This is a genomic window from Salinigranum marinum, assembly GCF_024228675.1.
Classification (GTDB): Archaea; Halobacteriota; Halobacteria; order Halobacteriales; family Haloferacaceae; genus Salinigranum; species Salinigranum marinum.
Map to the genome: position 1 here is coordinate 258,454 of NZ_CP100461.1, position 26,250 is coordinate 284,703.

Here is a 26,250-nt window from a genome sequence, read left to right on the forward strand (position 1 = left end):
TCGGTGAACGGTAACACGGCTATCGAACGGTCGGAGGGTCTGTCATCGCTCGAGCTTTCGGCGCAGCGCTCGACTGGTGACGACGGGTCGAGATGAGCGACGTCAACTCCCCCGTCCTGACCGCCGTAGGCGGTTAAGGTGGGGCTTGCGTGGCTTCCAGCGGGGGTGGGTTGCACGCCCGTCTGGACTTGTTTGCTGGCAGGTCGGACCAGCAGCGGCAATGTAATTGTCGGTGTTCTCACGCTCTGACCCGTGTGGGTACCCAGAGGCGCGTAGCGTCACGTTCGCGGTCATCGTTCCCGACGTTGGGGCCAGTTGACCGTGGCCCGTTCCACCCGAGAAACCACCATGCTTGGACCCTCCCACGATTGCTGTGGCCCCCTTCGCAGGGGTACTTCTGCCCGTGTGGAACTATGTCACGGGTGACGGTTCGTCGTCATAAACGTTTGCGCTCGAAACGAACGCGCTTCCTCTCTTCCCTACTCACTCGCGTTGCTCGCTCCTTGAGAAAGGGGCCTCCGCGCTACCCCTTAGGTGAGATATGCTTACAACACTCGACAAAATAGGGGTTGCATGTCCGAGTTCGTCGTCCAAAACGTCACTATTCGAGGTCAGGATTCGGTCGACATCGAAATCCGGGACGGCACCATCGACAGGATCGTCCCCCACGGCGATGGCCACGTCACGGCGTTCGACAAGGACCGGCGGTACGACGCTGACGGTCGCTTCGCGACCGCCTCGTTGACCGAACCGCATACGCATCTCGATGCAGTCCTGAGTGCGGGACGGCCGCGGTGGAACCAGTCAGGGACGCTCGCGGAAGGCTGGAGCCTCTGGGAGGAACTCCGCCACGACATCACCAAAGCGGAGATCAAGCAAAACGCCATCCGAGCGATCGAGTGGCTTGCGGCGAACGGCGTCACCCGGGTTCGGACACACGTCGACACCACATACGAGGAACTCACCGGTGTCGAGGCACTGATCGAGGTGAGGGAGGAAGTGCAAGACATCGTCGATCTCCAGCTGGTCGCGTTTCCCGTCAGTGGGCTGTTCACGACTGATGGCGACGTGGAGCTATTCCAGGACGCGATCGATATGGGGCTCGATCTGGTTGGCGGCATCCCGCACAACGAGTACACTCGCGAAGATGGGGTGAAGGAGATCGAGACAGTCGTCGACATCGCCGAGCAGACCGGGCTGCCGCTCGACCTCCACATCGACGAGACGGACGATCCACAGTCACGGTTCACGGGGATCCTCGCGAGCGAGGCGCTCAAACGAGGTCTCGGTCGCCGGACGACCGCGAGTCACGCAACCGCGATGCACTCGTATTCGAACGCGTATGCGGCCAAACTGATCGGAATGCTCGCCGAGAGTGGGATGCAGGTCGTCACGAACCCGCCGATCAACGAAGTGCTTCAGGGGCGGTATGACGACTATCCGCGGCGGCGGGGACACACCCGCGTGCGCGAACTCCGTGATGCGGGCGTCCCCGTCGGTATCGGGCAGGACGACATCATGGACCCGTGGTACCACTACGGAGACGGTGATCCACTGACTGCCGCTTTCGTTCTGTTGCACTTCGCCCACATGAACGGTCGTGACGATATCGACCCGCTGTGGGAGATGCTCGTCGACGCGAACGCGGAACTCTTCGGAGCGACGGACCATGGGCTCGAAGAGGGGAACGAGGGATCGATCGTCGTCTATGACAGCCCAGATCCGTTCAATACACTCCGACTGCGCCCACCGCGGACGCTCGTACTCAAAGACGGCAGGCCCATCGCGAAGACGGAGCCGCGCGAGACGACCGTACTCCGGAGCGAGGGCTCGCGCGTGGTTGATTTCCAGCGTTAATACTGTCTCACCCTACCTGGCCTCACTCACCGAGCCTCCTCTCATCCACCGCATCCCATCTCACCTCGCCTCACACAAGTGCAAGGCGGAAGCCCACGAGTTCAGTCGTGGGTTACTGACATCCGGATGGACTCGAGTTCGCGGTCGGGAGCAGGATGGATGTAAACTACCCTACCCTACTTCGCTCGGTCTGACGACCTCGCTTCGTTGAGGGTGGGGCTTTCGCGTGGACTCCTGCTCTGGCCGGAATCCCCGGCAGGAGGTTCATATCCTCCGTTCGCGTTCAACATCCCGCGATTCAAGCGCACGCCTACGGGTGCGCTTCCGCCGTCCCCAGTCTGGTTACGGCGGAGATACCGCAGTCCAATGTTCTTCGCGGCGTTGTAGTCGGCGTGATTCTCGTAACCGCATTTCAAACACTCGAAGTCCTCGCTGTCGCGGTTGTCCGGGTGCGTGAACCCACAGTGTGAGCAACGGCGTGACGTATTCTTCGGGTCCACCTGCTCCACGTCGATACCGTGGAGTTCGGCCTTGTATTCGACGTATTCGTACAACCGCTCGAACGCCCACTTGTGCCCCCACGACGCACCGGAGAGTCGGTCGCGGATGCCGGTCAACTCCTCGAAGGCGATGACCGTGCAGCCGTTCTCGGCGACTTCTTCGATGATGCCGTTCGCAATCCGGTGAAGCATCATCTTGAACCGCCCCGACTCTTTTCGCCCTACCGACTGGATGTTCTCGTGAGCGTGACGGCTTCCGCATTGCTGGAGTAAGGCCCGCCGCTTCTCGTACTCCCGTCGCCAGTGGTCGAACTCGTGACCACTCCAGAACCTTCCCGTCGAAGTGACAGCGAGTTGGTTCACGCCGAGGTCAACGCCGAGGACTGTGCTGTGCCCGGTCGGTGCCTGTTCCACCGTGTCAGTCTCCACCTCCGCTTTTGTCCGGAGATGAAGGAACCACTCACCGTCCTTGTGGTGAAGTTCTGCCCCCGTCACCTCGTAGTCGTCGTTGTCGAGATACCGGCTGTGAGGTGTGTTGCGGTCCTCGTCGGGTAGGACGTACTGGACTTCAATGCGTCCGTCAACAGTTGCTAATGAGACGTACTCGTCGTGGAAGGTCGCACACCGTTTGTCGTACACCGCGGTCGGGTTCGAGAACTGTGGCTTGCCAGCGTATTCGCCCTGTTTCCAGCGGGCGACGACGCCCTGGATGGCGTCGGCGGCCTTGTTGCGAGCGTTCTGGACGAGGTTGGCGTGCAACCGCGTCTGTTCACGCACGTCGTCGTAGGTTTCTTCCTGCAACTGGGAGGGTGTCATACAACGGTCCACATGCTTGAGCTTCACCACCTCGATTCGCTCGGTACAGACGGTGGACTTATCACCTGCAACAGCCAGGCGATGATGGATGAGTGAGGATAGTGAATCAGGAGTAAGCGGGAAAGGAATGGGGGCAGGATTGGCGATTGGGATCGCAATCGGCGTCGCTATTGGTGCTGCTACTGATAATCTCGGACTGTGGATTGCACTCGGCGTTGCACTTGGTGCCGCAATTGGGGCTGGTTTGAGTAATCGGGAATAGGGGGGATGATCTCTAATTGATGGATTCGCAACGAGTAGTGAACAGCCGATTCATTCCCCACACTCCTGAAAACAACCGCCTTGTGAACTTTCTATGACACTCTAATCGCGGCTCGAACTCCTCGGGCCGGTACGTGCGGGGCTGTCCTGTCTGGGCGGTTTTCGCCCTCACGCTGGCGATATCCTGGAGGTCCCGGTTCCCAATCACGTTCGGGATCGTCGAGGACGGTCTGTCCAGACTGGGGTTGCTCACTCTCAGCGTCCACGGTCCACCACTCGCAGGAACACTGGTGACTACGCTCGTCGATCAGTCTCCGCCTAGAAGCCCCCGCAGTCTCCTGTGAGAGGGTGGGCCCGTTACTTGGAACCTGCGATCCGAGTGATCCCCCAGGCACCGATAACTGCGAGAGCATATGCGCTTGCGAACACCAGTACGTCGCCGCGAGCGTTTAGAATCGCAGGGATCGATTCCGGCGAAACCCCCCCAAGTGAGAGCGCCCACTCGACACCGATGGAGATACCGATTGCAGGAATCGAGAGGATGCCCAGCGGGAGTAACAGAAGCCGAACGAACTCGGGAAGCGTCCGAACCCATGCGACGGCTGGTCTAGGGGAGGGATCGATCATCGCCGCGATCACGACCCACCCCAGGATCTGCACGACGAAGATTGTGAGAACGTACCTATTGACGAACGTCAAGAAGCGAGAGTCCATTCGATAGTTGAAGGCGTCCAGTATGTAAATGCGTTGCCTTGTTTGAGGGTGTTATAGAAGAGTTCTCACACCGTGATCACGGTACTTCCCGGATTGTCTCCGCGTTCGTAGTTGGTGATTGCGACGACAAGGCGAAGACACAGCGCAAGGAACACCTGTGCCCGTGCGTGGACGCGGCCTCGGGCGCACCCACGCCCGAGGCCGCAATCCTTCACTGATTCGTTGGTTCGTTCAACTCCTGTACGGCGGTTGTACGTCCTATCTAACGTTGATTGCTTCAGCTGAACGTCTTCTCCATGTTCCTCGATACGGTCTTCAACTCTGTACTCGATGTCTTTTGGGTCGTCGGTGTTTCGCGCGTTGTACGGAGCGACTGGCACGACCCCTGCGGCCAGCAGGTGGTCGTGCCAGTCGAGCGTGTCGTAAGCGCTGTCACCGACCATCCATATCGGTTTCTCGACGGCGAGCGCGTCACGCGTGACGCGCATCGCCGTCTCTTCTGGCGCTTGTTTGCTCTCGGTGAACTCGGCTGCAATCGGGATCTTTTGTCCGGTCGAGACGATCGTGCAGCCGTAGCCGTAGTAGTATTCGTCGTCGGTTGGATCGTAGCATTTCGACGCGTCTGGATCGGCAGGCATCGCTCTCACGTCGGTTGAATCGATGCAGTAGGTTAAGTCGAGCAGGCCGCGGCGGGCGGCCTGCTCGACGAGGTGATCGAAGACATCATCAACGACCTGTTCTAGGTCAGTGAGGAAGCGATCGACCGCATCTCTCGACGGCGGTCGATCGAACCCACAGCACAGCCAGACAAATGACACCCTCTGCAACTGGGCCTTGCTCGTGGTCTTGTACTCACCCTGCCAAGCGTGGTCAACAACGTAATTGGCGGCCCACAGAAACTCATCGACTGTCTCTCGGAGAAGTGAGGCGTCGTCACTGCCCACGTCGAGTTTGACCGGGACAGTGCGCCGCACCTCCATACGTCAGACGTATGGGTAGTAGTTTATCACTCTTGGGCAGAAGGGGCGGTAACAGTTCGTGGTCTATTGCGGTGTTGTCGGCTTCCTCTCCGGCCTACCCGCTCGCTTCGCTCGCTCCTTGAGGCCGGAGGCTCCGCCTCGAATACGCTGAACTCGACGGTCACCGACGGACGTTGACCGCCCGAGCGACGAAGAGTGTGGTCGTTGGCCCGAACGATCGGTCGGATGTGAGCGAGACGACCGGACGGGTCGACGGGCGGGAGGCTGTTCAGCTACGCGATCCGTTCGTGTGCTGCTGAGAGTGCCCGCTCGGTATACGCGGGGAGGAGACCCTTGCGATACTCGCTTGAGGCCTGCTCATCGGACATGATCCGCCGCTCGTCGAGATCAGTGCCCGCATGTTCTGCAGCGTCCGCAAGCGCGCTCGTCTCGAGAGGTGCCCCTTCGAGTGCTTCTTCAACGGGGTCGAGTCTCACCGCGTGATCCAGTACCCCGTTTACGGCGACGCGGGCAGACTCGATCGTCTCTCCATCGGTCCAAAGCACTGCCGCGACACCGACCATGGCGTACCCCGAGGACGGACTGCGTTTCTTCACGTAAGCCCCAGCATCGGTCGGGCCGTAGTCTGGCACCTCGATCCACGTGAGGAGTTCAGTGCTCTCCAGCGCAGTCGTGAATATCCCCTCGAAGAAGTCGTCCACGTCCACCTGGCGTTCGCCGCTCGATCCGTGGATGTGGAGTCGAGCGTCTGCAGCTAGGACTGCAGCAGGGAGGTCTGCGGCTGGATCTGCGTGTGCGAGGTTACCGCCGATCGTCCCCATGCTTCGGACCTGCACATCACCGATCTCACTGGCCGCCTCCGCGATGACGGTCGCCCGATCCCAGAGCGCTTCGTCGTCCGTGAGCTCCGCATACGACGTGAGCGAGCCGATCCGAGTCGTGTCGTCACCCACCTCGACACCGCGGACTTCGTCGAGGCGTCCGATGTCGACGACCGTCTCGACATCCGTGAGTCCCGATTTCATCAGGGGAACGAGGCTGTGTCCCCCCGCGAGCACCTCGATCTCTCTGTCCTCGTGCTTGTCCAAGAGTTCGACGGCGTGCTCGACGCTTTCGGCGCGCTCGTAGCTGAACGTCGGCGGGTACATTACGATTCACCTCCGGGTCCAGTCTCGGACTCCTGGATGGCCGTCCAGATGACCTCGTCAGTGACCGGCATATTCACGTGATCGATGCCGAACGGTTCGAGAGCGTCGACAACCGCGTTCACGACCGCCGGCGGTGCCGCGAGCGTGCCAGCCTCTCCAACCCCCTTCACCCCGATCGGATTGTGCGGTGAGGGGGTGACCGTACTGTCCAGTTCGAGTTCCGGAACGGTGTTCGTCTTCGGGAGCCCATAGTCGAGAAGCGTCGCTGTTCGGATATTCCCGCGGTCATCGTAGACGGCCGCCTCCGATCGCGCCTGTCCGATGCCCTGTGCGACCCCGCCTTGCACCTGCCCCTCGACGATCTGGGGGTTGATCTGTTCACCGCAGTCATCGACTCCCACGTATCGCACGAACTCGAGTTCGCCCGTCGCAGGATCGATCTCGACGACAGCGATGTGTGTTCCGAAGGGGAACGTGAGGTTCTCGGGATCATAAAAAGAGGTCTCCTCAAGCCCCGGTTCCATCTCGTCGGGCAGGTCGTGCCCGAGATACGCCTCCGCGGCAATCTCTTGGATAGTCATCGAGCGATCCGGTGCCCCAGTCACGGCGAACGCACCGTCCTCGAAATCGATATCTTCGAGCTGGACCTCCAGTTGGTGTGCCGCGATCTTCCGACCTTTCTCGACGACTTTGTCTGCTCCCCGGGCGACGGCGCCTCCACCGACCGGCCCACTCCGGGAGGCGTAGGTTCCTTGCCCGTGTGCAATCTGATCGGTATCGCCTTCGACCACTTCGACGTCGTCGTACGGGACCCCGAGTTTGTCCGCGACGATCTGGGCGAAGGTGGTCTCGTGTCCCTGTCCGTGGCCGGATGTCCCACAGAACGCCGTCACGGTGCCCGAGGGATGGACACGAATCGTGCTGTTCTCCCAGTAGCCACTTTGCGCTCCGAGCATCCCGCAGATCGCCGAGGGGCCGAGCCCAGACATTTCAATGAACGAGGCGACGCCGATCCCCAGATAGCGCCCTTCCTCTCGGAGTTTCGCTTGCCGGCCGCGTAACGCCTCGTAGTCGACCATCTCGAGCGCTCTGTCCAGTGCTGGCTCGTAGTCGCCACTGTCGTACAGCATCCCGGTGACCGTCTCGAACGGGAACTCGTCCGCCGAGATGAAGTTCCGTCGGCGGATTTCGACCGGGTCGATCCCCAGTTCCGTCGCGGCCGTCTTCATGAGCCGTTCGAGCAGGTGTGTGGCGTCGGTGAGGTTCGCCCCGCGGTACGCGTCTACGGGTGCGGCGTTCGTGAGGACGCCCCGAATCCGACAGTGAGCCGCATTGAGATCGTACGGCCCGGACAACACGCCCCAGTACTCGTCCGTTGGGAGTGCGGGGAGCAGACAGGAGACGTAGGCACCGAGGTCGACGTGGCCGGTCACCCGGACCGCCCGGACGGTCCCGTCGTCGTCGATAGCGAGTTCCCCCTCCTGTGCTAACCCCCGACCGTGAGCGTCGGTTTGACTGGCTTCGGACCGTGGCGCAATCCACTTCACCGGCCGTTCGAGGTACATCGCGAGCCAAGCGGTGATCGCCTCGTCGGCGTAGTGGTAGATCTTGCTCCCGAACCCCCCGCCGACATCGGGTGCGACGACCTGGATTTTGTGCTCCGGATAATCCAGCACCCGTGAGAGGAGGCTCCGATGCAAGTGCGGGTTCTGGCTCGTCATCTGCAGTTCGAGTTTCCCGCTTGACCCCGAGTAGGTCGCGAGCGCACCACGGGTTTCGATCGATGTCGGGAGGATGCGTTGGCTCGGGAGCTCGACGCTGAATGTGTGGTCGGCCGCCTCGAACTGCTCATCGGTCGCCTCTGCATCACCTTCCTCCCAATCGAAGACCACGTTATCAGGCGCTTCGTCGTGGAGCGTCGGAGCGTCCGCTTCCATGGCGTCGAAGGGGCTCACAACGGCGTCGAGCGGCTCGTAGTCAACGTGGATCTGGTCACGTGCGTTGTATGCCGTGTACCGGTCTTCCGCGATGACGACCGCGATCGATTCGCCCTGATACCGCGCTCGGTCCCCCACGATGACGCGCTTCCAGAACGCCTCTGGGATCTCGAAGTCGGTGAAGTGCCAGATGACTGGTATATGTCCCGGAGTCGGCAGCGCTGCAGCCTCGAAATCCTCGGCGGTCAGGACATCGATGACCCCCTCGACTTCCTCCGCACGACTGGTGTCGATGTCGTTGATCTTGGCGTGGCCGTGTTGACTGCGAAGGATCGCGATATGGCACATCCCCGGCTCTTCTAGGTCGTCGACGTAGCCCGCATCGCCCGTGATTAGCTCGGGGTCTTCTTTTCGCTCGACCGTTTTTCCGAAGTACTTGCCTGCGGGGGCCGTCTCACTCATGGCTGCCTCCCGAGTGCATCTTTTCCGCTGCCGATTCGACCGCGTTGACGATGTTTTGATAGCCGGTGCATCGACAGAGATTACCCTCGAGCCCGTCACGGATCTCCTCGCGAGTCGGATCCGGGTTTTGTTTCAAGAGATCGACTGCGGTCATCATCATCCCCGGCGTGCAGTAGCCACACTGGAGACCGTGTTCCTGACTGAATCCCTCCTGAATTGGATGCAGTTCTCCATTGGTTTTCAGTCCCTCGACGGTCTCGATCTCGGCTCCGTCCGCCTGCATAGTGAGGAGTGTGCAGGATTTCACCGGTTTCCCATCCATCAAGACGGTGCAGGCACCGCAAACACCGCTTTCACAGCCGATGTTCGTGCCCGTGTAGCCCAGTTCCCCGCGTAACGTATGCACCAGCAATCGACTCGGCTCGATGCTGATCTCGTGCTCGTTCCCATTAACCGTCAGAGAAACGTCTTCGCGTCGCATAATTCGTGCTACACAACTTCAAGCATACAGATATAGATTCCGACGCCGGTGTACAATTTTACAGTAAGTGTTCGGTTCGAGTCTGTTTTGAGCACTTATAAAGAGAATATGTTTCGAGAATATTAGTTCACCACGTCTGAAGTCTATCACCGTACGTGGAGAACCTGATCCGTTGACGACCGACTCTCATCCCCAGTGCGCGCTTCGAAGAATATCTCACGAACGCACTTCAGGAGACTGCTGATTCGTTCAGGAGTCGAACTCGTCCCAGACTGCTCCCGTTCGTTCGTACACCCACGGAGCAACGACTCGAGAGATCACCGCCCACAGTTCGGGCGGGTACTCCCGATTCTCACCGTCTTCGTGACGAGCCTCCGGCGGTGCGTGAAAATGCTCTCGCGTGTAGTCCTCACTGTCGTGTCTGTCCCATCGGCACAGCCACGTCTCACCGTGATGATCTTCGACGTATGAGATGTGGAAGTCCCCGTTCGTGTACGACTGCACCTCGATGTATGCGTCCGAAATGTACTTTGGAGGGTAGTACTGCCGTTCGAGGGAGACGATAGCCGAGTCGGGTCGGTTCGCCGGAAACACCGTCGTACTCGTGACCCACGATTCGGACGCCAGCACCGACGCGAGTTCGCGGAGGAGCGCCCGGTTCGGTGTTCGGTCGCGCTGGCCGTCCACCGTCAGGCGACCCCTTCGTCGACGGGATTATCCCGTCGGGAGCGCCGGAGATCACGAATCTCTCTGCGAATCGCGGCCCAGTTGTTCAGGTCCAACCAGACCGTTTCGGCGTCGCCATACTCTCCGTACTCCAGCGGGTCGATTTTATTGGGCTTCTCGACATCGTACGTGTCCCGATACGCTTCGTCTTCGGAGAGCAGTTCACCGAGTCGGTTTCGGTACTCGTCGTCGTCCAGTTCCGAGAGTCGATTGAGTCGCCGCCACTCGAAGTACGACTCGTTCCGCTCAAACGTCTCCGGGTTTTCAGTCACCCGCCTCAACACGCCGATGTCTGCGAGTCGTCGCAGATGCCGCCGGGCCGAGTTCTTCGAACAGTCTGCTCGCTCTGCAACCTCCACAACACGAGTTGGGGTGTTGAGTTCGAGTGCGGTCCGGTACACTCGTTCGTCTGCCGGAGCGTTGTCGAGTCGTTCACCGAGGTCTTCGGAGAAGTCCGAGGAGGGCGGACCACGTTCGTCGTCGGAGGCGTTCATGAGCACTAGTACAGAATACTGATGAATATAATTAGCGCTCGTTCATAGATATGATCGATAGTCGATCAGGATGAAACAAGAGAGACGACGACTGGGTAGACGTCGTCGAGGTACTTTCGCCGCTGTTCCACCTTCTCGCGCTCACACCTTGTTCAGGAACAGTGTACTGAACGTCAAGAAGAAATCCAGCACTGGTTAGAGTTCACAGCCACTCCCCATCCTCTGAAACGTCTCATTCCTCCCGAGTAGGAACTTTGAGGGAGGCGACAAGAGAGTAGAAAATCATGAGTCCGACCGTCCACGAGGTTCGGAACGCGATTCGAGCGGCGACGGGCCGCTTCGAACGGGAGTTCGAGGCATCGTTCACGAAGGAAGAACTGCAGGCGATCTGTGAGGCACTCACGATCAGTGTCGACGAGGCGGGACGTCCGTCAGCGACGCGGATGCGTCAACAAATCCGGGCGCAGGTCGGCATCGCGGAGTCGCTGGAGACGGCAGACGACTCCACGTTCCGGAAAGCCGAACTCCAAGCGATCGCTGACGGGGTCGGGGCGTCGTCCGAGCCGTAGTCTCCCTCTCTCGATCGATTTGCCTGCTGTGAGTCTCGATACGATTACCTCGGGTGCGAGCGCATTCGCCTGCTCAAGCCGCCCCCTCGATGAACCAGTGTCTCCGATTACTACTCGGTCTCTGTCAGTAACGGCGTGATCGATACAGAGGGTGAGTCGACTCAGCAGCAGTCGCTACCAGCGTCGCAGACCTCGCCGTACTCGAGTCCGGTCGCCTCGTTGATGGCTTCGGTGCACTCTACGAGGACCGACTCGAACTCGGACCGCGTCGACTCCGACTGCAGCGTCTGGAGTGTCTTCCCCAGGGTGTCGGCAGCCGTCAAGACGTCCTCGTCAGGAGTACTCAACAGCACCCACCTCCGCGCGACTGTGCGAATTCCTGACCGATTCGTTCGCTGATGACGTCGTTGGTCTGTTCGAGGAGGGCGACGAGTTCTGCCCGCGCGTCTCGGTGCTCTTGGATTGTCTCGTTGTTTTCAATTTCGGTCTGGAGGTCTCGCAACTCACTCATGACTGCGGGGTCGAATTCGCCGTCCTGCAGCGCGTCCTGCTTCTGTTGGTACGTCTCGAGCAACTCGATCGACTCGGAATCTGCTTCGAGTTCCTGCTGGGCCTCCACGAACCGCTGGTACGTCTCGGAGTCGCAGAGCGTCTCGAGGTGCTCCGTTGAATGCCGACGCTGTCTGCGGATTATATCGTTGATTTCAGGGGAATTGGACGCCGTCGGGCGGTATGGGACGTCTCAGGAACCTTGCACAGACGTTTCAGGAGTTCGCCACGAGCCACGTTGAGGAACCGGATGTACCCGACGTCGCCGACGGCGACGACGGGTACGACGACTCCACGAAGATCGCACTGCTCTTGCTCAAAGAAGAACTCAACAAACCCCTCAGGCAGTTCGAAGACTACCTGAACGAGATGCCCGGTATTCTCGACGTCTTCGGCCTTGAGAGATCTCCTGATTTCACGTCGTTCAGCGTGTGGGACAGAGAATTTCCGATGAAAGAGCTGCGCCGCCTGCTCCGCCGAAGCGCGGAGCAGGCGGGGCTGTCGGGAACTGCATCAATCGACGCCAGTGGCTTCCAGCGTGATCAAGCAAGCTCGCACTACCGCAATCGTGTCGGCTACTCGTTCAATGCGATGAAAACTACGCTGCTCGTCGATACGGAGTCACTTGCGGTTATGGACGCTCATTTCACGACAAAGAAAGCCTATGACGGCCATATCGGGCTGCAGGTCTTTCGGCGGAACGCCGAAGACCTGCAGACGCTGCTGGCCGACAAGATGTACTCATGGAGCGATCTCCGAGATGCCTGTCGTGAATCGTCAACGCGTCCAGTGATCAAACACTGCGAACAAAATGCGCTCAAGAAGGCTCACAACGCTCGAATTGACGACGAGGTCTACAACCAACGGTCGATGAGTGAAACAGTGTTTGCGATGCTAAAGGACGGCGGCGACGAGATCCGCTCCCGGAGCTGGCATGGCCAGTTCCGGGAGCTCACGCGCAAGTGCATCGTACATAACCTCGAGCAGGCGGCGAGTTAGGGCTCGCCGCCTGCTCTCCTTCTCCGGATGTATCCGAGAGAGGCATCGCCATCGTCCAGTTCATCCTTTGTGTGGTATCTTGTGAAACTGATGTTTTGATTACCGCGCAAGCAGGCTGAAATCGAATCGATTGATCTGAAAATCTGGCGAGGGAGCGTAGCTACTGGCGGAAAATTGCATGTCATAATTTTGATTCCGACGCTATCTTGCGTTCAACACTGCATCTCGAGGAACGCCTGAAGCTTCGTCTCGACGGCGGGCGCTTCGGTTCGACTCTCGCTCACGACGCCGTCACCTCCTCGTGTTTCTCCTCACGGACGCCAGCCAAGCCAGCAATCACCGCACCGAACGAGCGGAGTTCGTCCAGCCCAACCGGTTCGTCTCGTCGAAGCGGTGCGAGCATCATCGGCGCGTCGAACCGGTCGCTGATCTCGTCGAGGTACCGTTCCTGCTGGGCACGACGGTTCTCGAAGAAGGCGTTGTCACCGTACTCCTGGGGAAGGAGGTAGTTTGCCACGACTAGCGAAGTCTCGATACCGACTTGATCGCGCAGGTCTTCCGCCGCCCGGTACGCTTCCATCATCGGTGTATACTCGGGGTACATGACGAACGCGAACGTGCTCTTGTCGGGGTTCTGCATCGTCTCGATCACGTCGTCGTACTTGCCTTCCTTCTCCGGTGCAGCCCCTTTCGTCAGCGACCCGAGGTCCATGAAGCCCTTCCAGTCCGACGGGAGTTCGAGCAGTCGGAGCGTGTGACCGGTTGGTGCGGTGTCGAAGACGACCACGTCGTACCCGTCTTCGTCGAAGTAGCTGACGAACTTCTCGAGCGCCGCCATCTCTTCGGCACACGGCGACTCCAGTTCTTCCTCGACGTTCTGGATTGCGGCGTCGACGTCGATGGCGTCGTCGTCTCGCTCCTCGTACATCTCGGTGACGTGGTCGAGAACGTTCGTCCGGTACTCCTCGAGCGCCTCCTCCTGATCGATACGGGCCGCGTCGAGGTTCTCCTGCCCGACCGACGTGGGGTCGTGACCGACCGGTTCCTCGAAGATATCTTCCAAGTGGGCTGCCGGGTCGGTCGTCACGACGAGCGTCTCGTAGCCTCCTTCGGCGAGTGCGGTCGCCGTCGTCGAGGCGATAGTGCTCTTTCCGACGCCGCCCTTCCCAGTGAAAAAGAGGTACCGTGTCCCGTCGACCGGTTTCAATTGTTCTGCAACGGCATCGGGGTCGGTGAGTTTATTCAGGTCCACCGCACGCCCGTCCGTCGTCGCGTCGGGTGCTGTCCCGACATCGACGGTGGCGTCCTCACCGTCGTAGAGGACACCGCCGACGTCCGAGAGCAGGTCGAGCCCGGTGATCTCGCCCGGCTGGAGCGGATAGGTCGCGAGGGCCTGTTCGTCGAACGTCGCGGCGACGCGGTCGATGACCGACTGTTCGTCCGCGCGCTTCCCCTCGAAGAAGGGGTCTTCACAGACCGACTCCGGAAGATAGCCGTTGACGACGAGCAGCTGAGATTCGATTCCAAGGTCGGCGAGGTCTGCGGCACTCCGTTCGACCTCGTCGATCGAAGAGGCTTCGGGCTTGCCGACGAAGGCGAACGAGGTTCGGTCCTCGTCTTGGAGCGTCTCTATGGCACGCTCGTAATCGGCTTTCTTGTCCTCCATGGAGGCTGCTGGACCGATACACGTCGACCCGCCCTTTTCGAGTTCCGCGTTCCAGTCAGAAGGGAGTTCCATCAGGCGGATGGTGTGTCCGGTCGGTGCAGTGTCGAAGACGACGACATCGTATTCAGGGCTGTCCATGAAGTCGACGAAATTGTCGAAGGCGGCGATCTCCTCGACACATGGACTGTTGAGTTGCTCCTCGACTGTTTCGAGGTGCTCGTCGTCGAGCAGTTGCCGCATCGGCTCGATCGTCTCCTGGCGGTACTCCTCTGCGGCGGCGTCCGGGTCGATTTCGATGGCCGAGAGGTTTTCGACCTCGTCGATTCCCGTAACCTCGTGACCAATGTTCTGGCCAAAGATGTCGGAGAGATTCGGCGCTGGGTCGGTCGTCACCAGCAGTGTGTCGTAGCCGTTGTCGGCCAGCCAGGTCGCAGTCGCACAGCTGACGGTACTCTTGCCGACGCCGCCTTTTCCGCTGAAGAAGACGAACTCAGTCGCTTCGTCCGTCGGTTCGACGACCGCGCGGGCGTCGGTCAGTGTGGCGGTCATCGCGAGGCCTCCTGGGGCTGCGTGTGGTCTTCGAGGATGGATTCGAGTTCGTCGTAGCCGAGATACTCGGACTTTCCGACGATTTCGTCGTCGACGACCGTGATGGGGAGAATCGACGGTCCGTGCGCTTCGACGAGGTCGGCGATACGCTGTGTCTGGAGGAACTGGTCGATGTCGTGTTGCATGTTCGCTCGCGAGACGTCGACGTCTTCGAACGCCGCCTCTAACTGGTCGAGGGCGGCGCTGACTTCGACGAGTTCGTCGTCCGGGTCGGGTCCGCAGACGCCGGTGGAACAACACATCGCTTCTTCGTACAGGGTGAGTTCGGTCATTGCTGACAGTGAGTCGCTCGTTCAATTGTTTTGATACATGACGGGACCATGGAGTGGACAGTGGGCAGATATTTTCTCAAGTACATCTGAAGATTTGTTCAACTAACTGTTAAGCCCTTTGCTTTGGATTCTTCTCGTCTGTCATGACCGGAACGGCCTGAAAGACGAGAAATAGGACGATAGCGACTCTACACAGATGTTCTTCTGGGTCAGCGTCCGGACGATATCTTAGAAATATCTAAGATGACTTCAGAACAGATACTGAACCTTCGGAACTCGCTCCACAACGCTTAATCCCGTATCTGTTCAACCGTAGCGCATGTCATCGACCGAGCGACTGCAGCGATATCTCGCAAGCGAACGGGGTGAGTGCGGTGATGGTGAGGTCACCGAACGACTAGCCGAACTCGAAGAATGGGACGAGATCGCTGGCGGCCCAAATCTCGAAGAGGATGTCGGGGTGCTCTCAGCACTCGCCAACGAAACTCGGTACAAGATCGTCCGCATTCTCCACGTGGCTGAGGAGGAACTCTGTGTCTGTGAGTTCTCTCCACTTCTCGACGTCAGCGACAGCGCAATAAGTCATGCCCTCTCCCAGCTCACAGACGCCGGGTTACTCACCCGTCGAAAGGACGGGAAGTGGCGCAAGTACCGGGCTACGCCGAGAGCGAACGCTGTTCTCGTTGCACTCGACGGCTCACGGAAGTTGTGATCGGTAGTCACCGACGCACGGGGTGTCCATGTACCGAATGTGGTCGTTCTGGCTCGATCGAGCAGCGCTCGTTGCTCGGAGATTAATCACTCATGATCTCAACCGAACACGAATGGTATTCGAGAGCGACAAACCGACGAGATGGCGCTGAATACCCACTTGAATCGCGAACTCGGGTGTCTGTTGTCGCTCCACAAATTCCAACTCGATCCACTCGGTAAGTTCGCCGAGGCGGTCGATTTCGGGCATAGAACATTCGAACATCGACCGCCTCGGTCCTCACGTAACACGACACAGTATATTTGTCCCAAGGCTAATATGCTTATGCGAGAGAGCTACTGTATGACCAACGCCCCCGCCGACGTGAACGAGCGCGTTACCGAGGAGTGGAAGTCCGAGACCACTCCCGGCGAGCGCGTCCGCACGGTAATGAAGCGGACGTACGAACCGCAGTCGGTTGCTGCGATCGCCGAGCGTGCGCTGACTTCAGCGACGACCGCACGCAAGCACCTCGGCATCCTCACCGAGGACGGCTACGCTGAGGCAGTCACTCCCCCGGACAAGCGCGGGACGTGGTACAGACGTGCTCCCCGCTCGGTCGTCCTCGAACGTGCCCAGCAGATACTCGACTCGGTCGATGTCGAGACACTGTCGGCACGCGTCACGGAGCTTCGCGAAACCGTTCGTGAGTTCGAGGAACAGACAGGAGCAGAATCACCACGCGCCGCGGCCATCGCTGAAACGGATCTGGACTCGGAGACGATGACGGAGTGGCAGACAACACGTCGGAACCTGAAGCTCGCACGGGCTGCACTCGCGCTCGCGGACGCGACTGACGTTGTCGGAGACGACGCCGGATCGGACGGCCGGGGCGACCCGGCCGGTGTCATCGGCTAACCGATGCGAGATACCGAATCTCACTCACTACGTGGCGCTATCGACGCTGGCGCACTCCACGACTTTCGCTCCGAGTTCGAGCGCCTCGACCCACTCGCGAGCGGCGTGCTGGACGACCCACTGAGTCCCAGTGAACTGCGTCTCCAGCTAGATGACGGGATTGGCGAGGCGACGAGTGCGACCATCACCGTCCGGTGGTCAGTGCGAGACGATTACAACGTTCACTACAGCGACGACACGGATCGAGATCTCCGATGGGACGTGCATCCACACGACTACACCGACCCCAACGGTGACGGTCACTACCACCCACCGCCGAACGCATCAAGCGACGACGGTGAGGTCAAAGCGTCCTGTATCAGGGTGACGGAATTTGTCCTCGTCGCTCGCGCTGTCCATCAGTTGTGGCGGGCCGGGTACGACAGCGGGACTGTCGATCCACTCAACGACGCGAACAATCCACCGTAGGCGCTGTCTCCAGAGCACTCTGGTGGTGTCGTTGGTTTCCGAGGCTGCCGCTGACAGTCCTCGTCTGAGCGCCACGGTGAATACTTGACGGACACGCGACGTGGTTTCGGGTCCAAGGGGCAAAGACGAGCCATCCACCGAAGGTATAACAGCCGAGAACCCCCTACTGAACGTATGAGCATTACCCGCGACGACGATATGCTCGGTGGTGAGCCACGAATCGATGGCACACGAGTCGGGGTTCGACACGTCGCGGCGCGGGTAATCGACAGTGGCCAGTCGCCCGCGCACGTCGCGGATCAGATCGATGTCTCGCTCGCGAGTGTCTATGAGGCGCTGTCGTACTACTACGCCCACCTCGACGAACTGCGCGAGTTCGAACGTGAGAACACAGAGGCGTTCGAGCGTGTTCGAGAGTCGTCGGTAAAACCGAAAGAGACCGTCCGGTGACTGGCGTCCGGATTCTCCTCGACGAACACGTCGGCCGAGTCTTCGAACGCGTCTTCCGAGAACGAGGCCACGACGTCACGCAGGCCAAAGACCAGTTCGGAGAACGAACGAGCGACGCGGAACTGGTCGCGTAGTGTGGTGAGCACGACATATTCCCGGTGACGAACAACGCGAAGGACTTCGAGCCACTGCACCACGAATACGACCACGCGGGCATCCTTCTATACTACGAACAGGGACTTCCCAATACCGACCCCGAAGGCCTCGCACGAGCAGTGGATGAGGTACTCAATCAGTATAGGCTGGCCGGAATCGAAAATCGACTCGTCGACCTTGGCGAGTGGTACGAGTGGCTTCACCAGGAGTGCCCGTCCCGCAGATACACCCTGTACAGGCGGTTCGAGGCGACTGCCTCGGGGCTTGCCTCGAGGCGATTCACGGGCGTCGAGTGGTTGCTAGTCCGATTGACGCGAGCACAGCCTGACTCTGTGCGGCTAGAAGATCGTCGAGATTTCGTAGCCCCAGTCGTAGTCTTCGACAACGACGGTATCGAGGTAGTCGTTCGGATCGAGGCCGTGTTGCCGAAGTTCCTCGATAGCTGCGTCCAATGACCAGTCGAGTGAGCCTGTCTCGCTCTCGGCGTCGAAGGAAATGGACTCGAGCGGGAGTGTCGAAGGGTCGTCACTCCCAGTCACTGCTTCCAGCAGGTCGTCGTCGACAGCATCGTTGGGTTGATGGAACGAGTACGCTCGACCGTCGTCGGTATCTGTGGGCGAGAGGAAGAAACAGTAGGTCTCGTACTCGCCGTTGAGTTCGTGACGACGCATCCGGACCGCGTCGGGGTCGCTCTTGGTGAGTCGGTGAATCGCGACGGTCTTCGTCCGGTACAATGCCCGCTTCCGTGTCGAGGAGGCTCGCGCTTCTGCACCCTGCCCAGTCTGATACGCGGTATCCGCTTGCTCGCCAAACTGTTTCGCGTAGCGATTAATCGTGTGCACCGCCTGAAGAACGTCGTCCTCGTGCGGAAGTGGTTCGAGTTCGGTGTATTCGATCTCGGGGTGTCGTGGCAGTGTGGGGTCGATATCGAGCGTCCGAGTGTCGATGTTCGGCTCTTCGGGCAACTCAGCGAGGTCGTCCAGTACCTCGACACGAGCGATCTCGCCGAGTGCGATTCGGTCGAACCCCTGGGGGTCGCGTGCGGCCTCTGCACAGAGCGCGTACACCGACACCGTCGGCCGCTCGAACGGCACATGCGGCCGTGCCTGAGAATCGTCGGGTGCACTGTCAGCCCACTCGGTGATGAGGGGCGAATCGTCGGGGATGCCGTCGAGGTGGTCATACGACAGGTCGCTTGTGTTGTCGAGGTCTGCGAGTCCGTGTTCGCGACTCGCCCAGACTTCGAGACGGCGCTGTGGGTCCGTGAACGGCGATTCGAGGTCCACGTCCTCCGCGTGCCAGTGTTTTTCGAGGCCGATCCGTCGCCACTCCGATTCGGGGACATGGATACCGCTGAAACTCGCGAGCGTGAGGCCACCATCTTCGATATCGGCCTGTTCGATCACTGCGTCGAGAGATGAAAGCGGAATCGTGTCCGTTTCCACGCCCGTGCGGTTCCGGTAGGGGCTCGTCGGAATCGTTGCCTCTTCGTCGACGAGGAAGATCCGGACTGGTGACCCCACGTGTGTCACAAGCAGATGGGCGATTTTATCGGGAGGATGGCGATCGGTCATCAGGGAGGACGTTGCTCGTCATCCGGTATTAACCTCATCAGCACCCGAGGACGGAAGTCTCCACGCACAAATCTACAGGCGGAACAGGCCGAGTGCCTCGGGGTCGTACGGAAATCAATGATTTCCGTGATGACGAGAGAGCTTTGCTCTCTCGAACCACTTGACCCCGAGGGTGAAAACCGTACACTCCGCTAAACGTGTTCCGTTCGCTCGATATACTGCTCAATCGTGTCGGTCAAAACATCGCCTGCCGTCCTCACGTAGTACGATTTTTCCCAGAACCCACCACCCCACAGGTACTCCTCTAAGAACGGTTCGTGCGGTTCCCACATCTCCCGTGCCGTGATGCTCTTGACTGTCCGGACAATCTCGCTCGGTGCGTGCTTCGAATGGGCTGACGGAACTGGTGTACGTGGTCGGGCGAGGTGTGCAACGATAGGTCCGGGAGATATGCATTCGAAACCGGTCACAGCGCACGTCACTCGGGAGTTTCTCTTTGTCCCCACGACCCCGCCCTGAGTACGGGTTCGCTGCCAAAAGCCCAATTTCTCCGTGCAAATGCGCTCGGTCTTCTCGTCGGCAACATCGAGAAACTCGCGGGTCTTTTCACCGAGCAGGACGTCGTACTCAGACATCCTCGAGTGGCGTCAACTCGTCGCTATCGGCCTCCTCCAACGTCTGGAATCGCTGCTCGAGTTCCTGTCGCCGTCGATGTTGCGCCAGCTCTTTCAGGAGGTCGTCGTACGTCTGGCCCGGCTCTTTGAGTTCGTGGAGTTCCTTGCGCGTCTCTTCAGTCACCAGAAAATATTTGTCGGCCAATATGTTCTGTCAGTCCGTGCAGGGCTGATAGTCTTAACAGTTCCTCCAGCCGAGTTACTAATCGAGCTGCTGGATTCCCGTTCGATGAGAGATCGCCTGACGGGTGGTGCTCGGGACGGGTCATCCGATCCGTCCGATCGACTCAAGCCCGGGGACCTCGGCAAGGCGCGCTCTCAGCTCCGAATCACCCATCGGTGTAAGCCACCGAAGAGTGATTCCGACGGTGATGATCGTGGCCGAAAGCTGTGGCTCGATACTGTGCAGTTCGTCGATCGATACGTCATCGATCTTCCTGGGCTGTGAGAGACGCTCCTCGGCGTTGGCGACGAGGTCACCGTCCGCGCCGCAGGGGATACGGATCGTCACGACAGCCGTTGTCGTCGGTTCTGGGTCGTTGGTGTGGAGTATCGCCATAATCTAAACTCCGTTGAGGAGCACCTCACGGGCTTCACGGGCTGGGTGTGCCACGGGCTGTGCTCCGAGTGCGCGAGGGACGATTCGAACGCCCGTCTCGGTCGTGGCCCGACCGCGTGTTACCGAATTACACTACTCGCGCTCGAGAAAGAACACACAAAGAAACCGTTATGTGGGCTCGAATGCGTCGATATCGTCGATGACCTGCATCGGGTTCTCGGCGTGCGTGATGAACGAAAGGACGGTCTCCGACCAGCCAGAGACGTTGTAGACGTTCTCGTAGCCCTCCGGCGTCACCAAGTCGCCGTAGGATGCGAGGTCGACGAGGTACAACGCAGTGTCGGACGCAACCTCGTCCCGATAGGCGTCAAACGCCGTCTTGACCGTCTGGTCATCGCGCGCCGTGAACGGCGTGCTGTCCCAGATCTGCATATCGGTGATGACGACGATGCGTTCGACAGGCGCACCCCGCTCACGAAGGTGCTCCAGTGGCTTCCATCCGTTCGTCGAGTTCCCGACGTCCTCGTCGATGGCCAGCACCGCCGCTTGGCGCTGCAGCACTGGCGTGTCGACGTGCATCGGAACGGTCTGGAAGTCGTCACCGAAGCCACCGACTTCGGCACCCTGGTCGGCGAGGATCGCACCGAACAATGCCCCGATCTCCTTGAGCCTGAGCGTGCTGTGCGTGGATAGTGGGTGGCCCATCGACCCCGACAGATCGACGGCGACGAACGTGTCGCCGAATCCATCAGGCACCGTCTCGACCGCGACGTCGATTGCGTCTTCCAGCCATCGTTCGACTGCGGGAGCGTGGACATCTGCGGCCTGAAGCGCAGTGTACGCCTGGTAGTACCGGAACGGGTACAGCGGGGCGTGGCGCACCGCCTCCAGATCGAGGTGGCTCACGACGGTGTCTTCGTCAACGCCGGCTTCGAGCATGTTCCGAAGGTTCCGGATCGACGCGAAGATCGGCAGCGTGTACGCGTCGTCCTCGATGAGCGTTTCCCAGGCGTCCCTGGTGTTGCCGCGCTCGGAGATGACTGTCTCCCACGTGTTCGGCGACGGCAGTGGGTCAACGTCGGGATAGTCGTCAAGGCCGCCGCACACGAACCGCTCGAACAGGACGTCCTGCTCGTCATCAACGGGCTCGGGATGGACTCGATTGAACACGTCGTGCAGCGTCACCTCGCGTCGTGACAGCTCGTACTTGCCGAGGGTGTACGCGTCGGCCATCGAGACGAGTGCGTCCTCGATACCGCGTCGAAGCGGCCACGGGGCAGTTCCGCCGAACAGCTGGTCGTGGATCGCGAGGGCAGTCGCCGTCTCGTCCATCCGCTGGATGATCGCCGGTGCCCACTCGCGGATGAGCGACTCGGGAGAGTCGTCCTTGAACCGGTCGTCGTTGGCTGCCAGTACGAGCAGGACTTGTGGGATGTCCCGTAGATGGAGTTCCTGCCGCGCGTACGCAGCGAGCTTCAGGACGAACTCCGGGTCCTCGTCTGCCGCGGCATCGAACCGTCGGACGACAGCAGCGAGTTGTTCGTCATCGGCCTCGTAGAACGAGCCCTCCAGCAGTTGGTTGATCGTGCGCTTGTACAGTGCGAGTCGGGGGTCGGCAGGCTCGAACGCTTCCCCACCTTCGTCGTTGGTGGTTCGCGTCGCCTCCGCGACCGTTTGTGTTGGCTTGTTGAATTCCATACTATCATTTGGAGCCGCAACAGGCGACTCCGATACCGGTGCTACTCACACGACGTGCGAGCAGCGAACGTCCCCGACACGATTCGAACGTGCGGCACCCGGCTTCGAAGGCCGGTGCTCTGTCCTACCTGAGCTACGGGGACACGGACGTGGCCGGAAAACTGTTTGAGCCTGGACAGCGTGCTACCAGATCACACGACGGGAGGAGAGGGATTCCACCACCGGAAGACGCAAGCGTCTTCGGAGCCCTGCCTCGCTTTCGCTCGGCAGGACGGCGGGATTCGAACCGAACGTCCGGCTCTTGAGGCGAAGGATGGCTCCACCTCGACGGCCACGGCATGAGTGGCGGCGACCGGAAAACTGTCGGAGCGGGATCCGGTGTCGAGAGCACCCTCGTGCTCTCTTTGTCCGGGGTGTTCTCGATGGATGGGACCACCGACAGGATTTGAACCTGCGAGTTCCTGGCGAAGCAACGCTCCAACTCGACGGTCGCCACGGGCGGTCGAGAAACTGACGGTGCGATGGGCTATGACTCCCATTGTGGGCCTTGCGGGCTGAAGGAACGCACCGTCTCGCCGACTGTCCGCTGGGGGGAACCGACAGCAAGCGCGTACCGATCCGTGTCGCTACCTCAATGGTACGACGCTGTCCACTGTCGATTCCCGAGTGCTCCCGAGGGGAATCGAACCCCCCGAACTCCAGTTCGAAGGACTGGCGTCTCTCGCCAACGGAGACTCCGGGAGCAGCTTCGTCAGTCAGATGTCACGAGGGAGACACCGGCATCGGTACTCAAATCACGGTCGAAGAGAGCACGGGTTTACCGAAGGCGTTCGAATCCTTCGAGTCGCCCGTGCGTGAACGTCACCTGGTACGTGACCAGTGAATCGAGTTCCTCGAACGAACGAGTGATCTCGAATCGGCCGTGGTAGTCGTCTCGTTCGTTCCAGCCATCGTGGATTCGTTTGCGACATCCAGCCATATAGCGGAAATCTCCCTCGTCGACGTCGTCTCGGTTCGCGTATGGTCGGTCCTCGGGCGGCACGTCTTCGTAGTGCCACTCCGCTTCGAGGAGTCGACCGTCCGCCGTGATTCGAAACGTCGTCATACGTGGTCGGTCGATACCTTTCGTTTGCCAGTCGACGTCCGCTGCCGGAGTGATCACGTCGGAATACTCCGGCAGATGGACATCATCGGCGAGTTCGACTGTGTCGAAGAGACCCATCGTTGTCCTCCATTGCGGGACCAGGAGTCGAACCTGGACCTCAGGGATATGAGCCCCGTGGGCTAACATTACCCCATCCCGCAGCGCGGGAGTCAGGCCAGAAATCGGCCAGTGGGACGGGCAGGATTCGAACCTGCGTGTTCTCGGGAACAGCGAGATGAAGAACCTCTCGCCGTCGCACCGGGTTTCCGGTGAAAATCCGGCGAGAGTGTGAACGCCAGGCTCTTCGGCCGTCCCGCAGTCTCCTCGGCACGACTCGAACGTGCGTCTCCTCCTCTACACGGAGGTGTCGTCGCCGCTAGACCACGAGGAGCCGTGCTGCCGCGAGGATTCGAACCTCGGTCCCGTGCAAACGAGGCACGGAGCGTCGCCCGCTGGACGACCGAGCGTTCGGCAGTTGAGTATCTGTCTCGTTGATCATCGATCTGTACGACTGGCTCCGACTGCGCAACCACGGCTAAGTAGCCCCGGTTGCGTGTCTCATCGCAGGGGCGTACTTCGGGTAATCCCGGGAATACCACACCGGACCATGGAGGTTGCAGACCCTGCCGGGCCCGTCACCGCCGATGCGACCCCGAACGGTCGAACCGGCGGAGTGTGCCTCCCTCGATGAGTATCCCCACGTGGCTAGACCACGCGTCCACACCGTCGGAATGCGTCCGACGAGCACCCGGTCGGCTTTGCCTCCCGAGTACGCCAGGAGACTCAGGCCGCTCGTCGCCGGAGCCCAGCCTCGCTCTGCGTGGCTGGACCGCCGTCGGGAGTTCACCCCCGAATCACGATCACGGCCGTGACAGGGCCGGATGCTCGTTGGATCACACCGCGTCGGTGTGCAGTCGCCCCGGCCGGAATCGAACCGGCGACCTCCGGATTCAACCTCCGGCGTCCCTCGCCAGCGGAGACTCCGGGGCTCGACGCAGCCGCAGCTATCGCTGCGGGGATGCGTACCAGCGGCTTCTGGTGCGCTCAGCGCGCGCAGAACCGCACGTCCGCCCACTGTCAGGAACGAACGCAGACCATACTGCCGCGAACCTCATCCAGTCCACTCGCGTGACGCATGGAGGCAGACGAGCCACTGGATGAAAGCAGGCGACAACCCCGTGTTCGCCAGCCCCGGACGGGTAGTCCGTGTGGGGGCCAGGTTATGCGGGTGAGAGCGTCCGGAGACCACCGGCGCGCGTCGCACTCGTGTGTTCGACCGTGACACACGCCAAGCGATTCTCGATCGGACTCTCCGAGCACTGGTCTTGTAGGTACCCGCCGATCACGCGACCCGCGGCTAAGCGAGAACGAGTACGCCGCGGTTTGAAACGGGTATCGACCATACTGGGGGACTCTCCGTGTGCAACTGTTGTTTCGGACGTCAATACCGGATATCGTGGCAATTGTATTAAAATTAGTCAGGGTGTGGTAATCACAGTCACAGCACAGCGCAGCACACCACGTACCAACTCGCGAGACGGCCCACTATCGAGAGTCATCCCGCTTGGTACAAGGACCACAGCGAGCCCCCTCCGAGCCGAGTGCTCGGGGGCGTTCGAAGGGCCTCTCCTGCGACTCGTTCACACACCGCCTCCCCAGGAACATCGATTAGAGATAATTTGGACTACCTCAAATTATTTCTATATTGGAGGTGTAGATGGAGTCATGAGCGACGACCCGGCCCGAAACTGGAGTGACAGTCTGTCGGCGGCCGAGCGCGTCGAAGCGGTCGCACTCACTGTTGGTGAACCCCGAACGGCAAATTGGATCGCTGCAGAGGCCGAGGTCGCCCACGAAACCGCGACGAAGTACCTCAAACGCCTCACTGACGACGGAAAACTGCGCGCCGATACACGTGGCCAGCGAACGACGTACGAGCCCGACCCCGTCGGTCAGTACCTCACCGAGATTCGCGAGCTCTACGAAGAACACTCACCTGACGAACTCGCCGCGAGTCTCGAACAGATGAACGAGCAAATTCGAACGTGGAAGGCAGAATACGACGTCGACACCCCGAACGAACTCCGTGCAAGCCTCGGCCGGACAGAATACGTCACGGACGAGCGCGAACGTCGACAAGTGGCCTGCGAGTGGGACCACCTCGAAACACGCCGTCGTCTCGTCGAAGATGCACTCCGACTCTACGACCGCTTCCCCAGTGAGCGACGCTCTGTGTCCGCATGACACATGGAGCGGACAACCCGGCCCTCTATCGAACGCTCAAGGATGTACTCAAGCGACAAGCCGAGGTCATCTCCGTCTGGTTCGAGCCGGACGCGATCCAGAAGCGATACCTCGCCGCTGCGGTCGACCCACGGCGAGTCGTGCCACCGACCGGACCTGAGTCACCTCAACTCGAGGTCCACTGGAAACTCACTCCGCCCCACGACGAGTTCAGAATCGATTACGCCGATCCGAACGTGGGGTTTCATTGCGGCTGGCATCAGGACACTGATCACACCGACCTCGGCGTGGCGCACTTCCAATACCAGACGGATTCGATGGAGAACCCACACTACGAACAGGCCGTGTTCGAAGCAACGTCTCCCCCGAAACTCCTCTGGGAGTGCTGTGATGAGCTCTTCGAGAAGGTTATCCCGGCTCATACGGCAGAAGTATAACGAGGAGCGTTCGAACTCGCGAGTTGCGTTCGTGACTCGATCGTCGATCGCTGCCGTCTCGGTGTCGGCTGTCACTTCGTCGGTTGAGAAGCGATGCAGTGGGGCACGAAGTTCGTCGCCGTACTCGAACGGTATCCGTTCCGCATGGGTCATCGATCTTCGCTTCCGGAAACCACCCACCGGTCTCAAAGCCAGTC

At 60.3% G+C, this 26,250-nt stretch carries 28 protein-coding genes, 5 tRNA genes and 1 pseudogene; 11 read left to right on the forward strand and 23 right to left on the reverse strand.

What is annotated here, in order from left to right:
* Nucleotides 1-573 precede the first annotated feature (573 nt).
* Nucleotides 574-1,857: an amidohydrolase family protein gene (locus tag NKJ07_RS01115; RefSeq protein ID WP_318568777.1), complete on the forward strand. Its 1,284-nt coding sequence runs from the start codon at nt 574-576 to the stop codon at nt 1,855-1,857.
* Between the two features lie 176 nt (nt 1,858-2,033).
* Here NKJ07_RS01115 and NKJ07_RS01120 read toward each other — a convergent pair whose 3' ends face one another.
* Nucleotides 2,034-3,173 carry an RNA-guided endonuclease InsQ/TnpB family protein gene (locus tag NKJ07_RS01120; RefSeq protein WP_318568778.1) on the reverse strand — a complete coding sequence of 380 codons (1,140 nt, stop codon included), beginning with the start codon at nt 3,171-3,173 and terminating at the stop codon, nt 2,034-2,036.
* Between the two features lie 127 nt (nt 3,174-3,300).
* On the opposite strand from NKJ07_RS01120, the gene NKJ07_RS24550 reads away from it, so the two are divergent.
* Entirely contained in the window at nt 3,301-3,435 is a 135-nt protein-coding gene (locus NKJ07_RS24550) for a glycine zipper domain-containing protein (RefSeq protein WP_484593991.1), read from the forward strand.
* 356 nt (nt 3,436-3,791) lie between these two features.
* Here the strand turns inward: NKJ07_RS24550 and NKJ07_RS01125 are convergent, their stop codons facing one another.
* The 7 genes from NKJ07_RS01125 to NKJ07_RS01155 all read right to left on the reverse strand — a co-directional run bounded on the left by NKJ07_RS01125 (nt 3,792) and on the right by NKJ07_RS01155 (nt 10,376).
* Nucleotides 3,792-4,148 carry a hypothetical protein gene (locus NKJ07_RS01125; protein WP_318568779.1) on the reverse strand — a complete coding sequence of 119 codons (357 nt, stop codon included), beginning with the start codon at nt 4,146-4,148 and terminating at the stop codon, nt 3,792-3,794.
* 65 nt (nt 4,149-4,213) lie between these two features.
* On the reverse strand, nt 4,214-5,128 hold the full coding sequence (locus NKJ07_RS01130) for a transposase (RefSeq protein WP_425504706.1): 915 nt from the start codon (nt 5,126-5,128) through the stop codon (nt 4,214-4,216).
* Between the two features lie 272 nt (nt 5,129-5,400).
* Complete coding sequence (locus NKJ07_RS01135; RefSeq protein ID WP_318568780.1) at nt 5,401-6,276, reverse strand: FAD binding domain-containing protein; 876 nt, start codon at nt 6,274-6,276, stop codon at nt 5,401-5,403.
* On the reverse strand, nt 6,276-8,675 hold the full coding sequence (locus NKJ07_RS01140) for a xanthine dehydrogenase family protein molybdopterin-binding subunit (protein WP_318568781.1): 2,400 nt from the start codon (nt 8,673-8,675) through the stop codon (nt 6,276-6,278). The genes NKJ07_RS01135 and NKJ07_RS01140 overlap by 1 nt, the downstream gene beginning before the upstream one ends.
* Nucleotides 8,668-9,156, reverse strand: coding sequence for a (2Fe-2S)-binding protein (locus NKJ07_RS01145; RefSeq protein ID WP_318568782.1), 489 nt, complete (start codon nt 9,154-9,156; stop codon nt 8,668-8,670). Before NKJ07_RS01145 ends, NKJ07_RS01140 begins: the two co-directional genes overlap by 8 nt.
* Nucleotides 9,157-9,405: 249 nt before the next feature.
* The gene (locus tag NKJ07_RS01150) at nt 9,406-9,843 is read right to left on the reverse strand and encodes a toxin-antitoxin system TumE family protein (RefSeq protein WP_318568783.1); all 438 of its coding nucleotides are present in this window, start codon (nt 9,841-9,843) and stop codon (nt 9,406-9,408) included.
* A 2-nt stretch (nt 9,844-9,845) separates the two neighbouring features.
* Complete coding sequence (locus NKJ07_RS01155) at nt 9,846-10,376, reverse strand: DUF7342 family protein (protein ID WP_318568784.1); 531 nt, start codon at nt 10,374-10,376, stop codon at nt 9,846-9,848.
* A 284-nt stretch (nt 10,377-10,660) separates the two neighbouring features.
* Here NKJ07_RS01155 and NKJ07_RS01160 point away from each other — a divergent pair, with 284 nt between their 5' ends.
* Nucleotides 10,661-10,945, forward strand: a complete 285-nt coding sequence (locus tag NKJ07_RS01160; protein WP_318568785.1) for a hypothetical protein — start codon at nt 10,661-10,663, stop codon at nt 10,943-10,945.
* A gap of 161 nt (nt 10,946-11,106) precedes the next feature.
* Here the strand turns inward: NKJ07_RS01160 and hcsS are convergent, their stop codons facing one another.
* Together hcsS and hcsL are read right to left on the reverse strand one after the other, a co-directional pair.
* Nucleotides 11,107-11,298, reverse strand: a complete 192-nt coding sequence (gene hcsS, locus NKJ07_RS01165) for a halo-CC-star protein HcsS (protein WP_318568786.1) — start codon at nt 11,296-11,298, stop codon at nt 11,107-11,109.
* Complete coding sequence (hcsL, locus tag NKJ07_RS01170) at nt 11,289-11,648, reverse strand: halo-CC-star protein HcsL (protein WP_425504779.1); 360 nt, start codon at nt 11,646-11,648, stop codon at nt 11,289-11,291. The genes hcsS and hcsL overlap by 10 nt, the downstream gene beginning before the upstream one ends.
* Nucleotides 11,649-11,677: 29 nt before the next feature.
* Between hcsL and NKJ07_RS01175 the strand changes: the two genes are divergently transcribed.
* Nucleotides 11,678-12,493: an IS5 family transposase gene (locus NKJ07_RS01175; RefSeq protein ID WP_318568788.1), complete on the forward strand. Its 816-nt coding sequence runs from the start codon at nt 11,678-11,680 to the stop codon at nt 12,491-12,493.
* 280 nt (nt 12,494-12,773) lie between these two features.
* On the opposite strand, the gene arsA is transcribed toward NKJ07_RS01175, so the two are convergent.
* Both arsA and arsD read right to left on the reverse strand, forming a co-directional pair.
* Nucleotides 12,774-14,708: an arsenical pump-driving ATPase gene (gene arsA, locus NKJ07_RS01180; protein WP_318568789.1), complete on the reverse strand. Its 1,935-nt coding sequence runs from the start codon at nt 14,706-14,708 to the stop codon at nt 12,774-12,776.
* Nucleotides 14,705-15,040 carry an arsenite efflux transporter metallochaperone ArsD gene (arsD, locus tag NKJ07_RS01185; RefSeq protein ID WP_318568790.1) on the reverse strand — a complete coding sequence of 112 codons (336 nt, stop codon included), beginning with the start codon at nt 15,038-15,040 and terminating at the stop codon, nt 14,705-14,707. The genes arsA and arsD overlap by 4 nt, the downstream gene beginning before the upstream one ends.
* Nucleotides 15,041-15,359: 319 nt before the next feature.
* On the opposite strand from arsD, the gene NKJ07_RS01190 reads away from it, so the two are divergent.
* The 5 genes from NKJ07_RS01190 to NKJ07_RS01210 all read left to right on the forward strand — a co-directional run bounded on the left by NKJ07_RS01190 (nt 15,360) and on the right by NKJ07_RS01210 (nt 17,701).
* Nucleotides 15,360-15,752, forward strand: a complete 393-nt coding sequence (locus NKJ07_RS01190) for an ArsR/SmtB family transcription factor (protein ID WP_318568791.1) — start codon at nt 15,360-15,362, stop codon at nt 15,750-15,752.
* 342 nt (nt 15,753-16,094) lie between these two features.
* Complete coding sequence (locus NKJ07_RS01195; RefSeq protein ID WP_318568792.1) at nt 16,095-16,649, forward strand: winged helix-turn-helix domain-containing protein; 555 nt, start codon at nt 16,095-16,097, stop codon at nt 16,647-16,649.
* Nucleotides 16,650-16,652: 3 nt separating this feature from the next.
* The gene (locus NKJ07_RS01200; RefSeq protein WP_318568793.1) at nt 16,653-17,117 is read left to right on the forward strand and encodes a toxin-antitoxin system TumE family protein; all 465 of its coding nucleotides are present in this window, start codon (nt 16,653-16,655) and stop codon (nt 17,115-17,117) included.
* 174 nt (nt 17,118-17,291) lie between these two features.
* Nucleotides 17,292-17,567 (forward strand): DUF433 domain-containing protein, encoded by a 276-nt coding sequence (locus tag NKJ07_RS01205; protein WP_318568794.1) that lies wholly within the window; start codon nt 17,292-17,294, stop codon nt 17,565-17,567.
* A complete protein-coding gene (locus NKJ07_RS01210; protein ID WP_318568795.1) occupies nt 17,564-17,701 on the forward strand; it encodes a hypothetical protein in 138 nt (45 codons plus the stop codon). The genes NKJ07_RS01205 and NKJ07_RS01210 overlap by 4 nt, the downstream gene beginning before the upstream one ends.
* Nucleotides 17,702-18,061: 360 nt before the next feature.
* Here NKJ07_RS01210 and NKJ07_RS01215 read toward each other — a convergent pair whose 3' ends face one another.
* The 11 genes and pseudogenes from NKJ07_RS01215 to NKJ07_RS01265 form a co-directional block, all read right to left on the reverse strand.
* Nucleotides 18,062-19,246: a hypothetical protein gene (locus NKJ07_RS01215; protein WP_318568796.1), complete on the reverse strand. Its 1,185-nt coding sequence runs from the start codon at nt 19,244-19,246 to the stop codon at nt 18,062-18,064.
* A 242-nt stretch (nt 19,247-19,488) separates the two neighbouring features.
* A pseudogene (tnpA, locus tag NKJ07_RS01220) lies at nt 19,489-19,736 on the reverse strand (IS200/IS605 family transposase); the annotation flags it as partial.
* 188 nt (nt 19,737-19,924) lie between these two features.
* Nucleotides 19,925-20,119: a hypothetical protein gene (locus NKJ07_RS01225; protein WP_318570513.1), complete on the reverse strand. Its 195-nt coding sequence runs from the start codon at nt 20,117-20,119 to the stop codon at nt 19,925-19,927.
* 117 nt (nt 20,120-20,236) lie between these two features.
* Nucleotides 20,237-20,530: a hypothetical protein gene (locus NKJ07_RS01230; RefSeq protein ID WP_318568797.1), complete on the reverse strand. Its 294-nt coding sequence runs from the start codon at nt 20,528-20,530 to the stop codon at nt 20,237-20,239.
* A gap of 69 nt (nt 20,531-20,599) precedes the next feature.
* Nucleotides 20,600-20,672: transfer RNA gene (locus NKJ07_RS01235), tRNA-OTHER, on the reverse strand.
* Between the two features lie 26 nt (nt 20,673-20,698).
* Nucleotides 20,699-22,228, reverse strand: coding sequence for a TROVE domain-containing protein (locus NKJ07_RS01240; RefSeq protein ID WP_318568798.1), 1,530 nt, complete (start codon nt 22,226-22,228; stop codon nt 20,699-20,701).
* Nucleotides 22,229-22,296: 68 nt separating this feature from the next.
* Nucleotides 22,297-22,371: transfer RNA gene (locus NKJ07_RS01245), tRNA-Arg, on the reverse strand.
* Nucleotides 22,372-23,045: 674 nt separating this feature from the next.
* Nucleotides 23,046-23,333: a hypothetical protein gene (locus tag NKJ07_RS01250; protein ID WP_318568799.1), complete on the reverse strand. Its 288-nt coding sequence runs from the start codon at nt 23,331-23,333 to the stop codon at nt 23,046-23,048.
* A gap of 129 nt (nt 23,334-23,462) precedes the next feature.
* Nucleotides 23,463-23,533 (reverse strand) — tRNA-Met (locus tag NKJ07_RS01255).
* Nucleotides 23,534-23,562: 29 nt separating this feature from the next.
* Nucleotides 23,563-23,687, reverse strand: a tRNA-Glu gene (locus tag NKJ07_RS01260).
* 599 nt (nt 23,688-24,286) lie between these two features.
* Nucleotides 24,287-24,362 (reverse strand) — tRNA-Gln (locus NKJ07_RS01265).
* A gap of 735 nt (nt 24,363-25,097) precedes the next feature.
* Here NKJ07_RS01265 and NKJ07_RS01270 point away from each other — a divergent pair.
* Both NKJ07_RS01270 and NKJ07_RS01275 read left to right on the forward strand, forming a co-directional pair.
* A complete protein-coding gene (locus NKJ07_RS01270) occupies nt 25,098-25,616 on the forward strand; it encodes a DUF7342 family protein (RefSeq protein ID WP_318568800.1) in 519 nt (172 codons plus the stop codon).
* Nucleotides 25,613-26,053: a hypothetical protein gene (locus tag NKJ07_RS01275; RefSeq protein ID WP_318568801.1), complete on the forward strand. Its 441-nt coding sequence runs from the start codon at nt 25,613-25,615 to the stop codon at nt 26,051-26,053. The genes NKJ07_RS01270 and NKJ07_RS01275 overlap by 4 nt, the downstream gene beginning before the upstream one ends.
* Nucleotides 26,054-26,250 lie beyond the last annotated feature (197 nt).